Origin of the sequence: Halobellus sp. Atlit-38R (assembly GCF_003665925.1) — an archaeon.
In the GTDB taxonomy this organism is placed as follows: domain Archaea; phylum Halobacteriota; class Halobacteria; order Halobacteriales; family Haloferacaceae; genus Haloquadratum; species Haloquadratum inordinatus.
The window spans coordinates 1-448 of sequence record NZ_QXIJ01000357.1 but is presented as its reverse complement, the minus strand read 5'-3'; the positions used below and the strand labels follow the sequence as shown (position 1 = coordinate 448).

The following is a 448-nucleotide window of genomic DNA, read 5'->3' as shown; positions in this document are numbered from 1 at the left end:
TGGACGTACCGCAGCCGCTGGAACGGTCGCGTGTCGACGACACCCTCGACGAGCGCGTCCGGCAGCTCGATGTAGCCGTGGACGGAGTCTTTGATCTGCGTGGTGGACATCGATTGTGGTCACCACACCCTCCCGCGCCCTGCCTCTTTCGGTCGCCGCCCGACGGCCGTCCGGCTCCCGCCCTCGGAGAACGCCCCGAGTCACACGGCATAAATGCGAGCGCGCCGAGCCACGGGTATGGTATCGGACGCCGCCGACGGGACGGACGCGGGAGCGGGCGACGCCGGCGCGGCCGGCCCGTCGCTCGTCGACCGCTGGACCGCGCTCGACCGCGGCTGGCAGGCGCTCGCGCTGGGGCTCGGGATCGTCGCCGCGCACCTCGTCGGCCAGGCGCTGTGACGGGGGTCGTCGAGGCGGTCCGGGCGTACCTGCCCGGTCTCGCGCTGCT

General features: G+C 73.2%; 1 protein-coding gene. It reads left to right on the top strand.

Going from position 1 to position 448, the window contains the following annotated elements:
- Positions 1-237: 237 nt before the first annotated feature.
- Complete coding sequence (locus D3D02_RS21120; RefSeq protein WP_199241335.1) at positions 238-399, top strand: hypothetical protein; 162 nt, start codon at positions 238-240, stop codon at positions 397-399.
- Positions 400-448: the final 49 nt, after the last annotated feature.

Excerpts from the sequence above, each read along its gene's own strand:
- D3D02_RS21120 (WP_199241335.1), top strand. The coding sequence starts at position 238 with ATGGTATCGGACGCCGCCGACGGGACGGACGCGGGAGCGGGCGACGCC.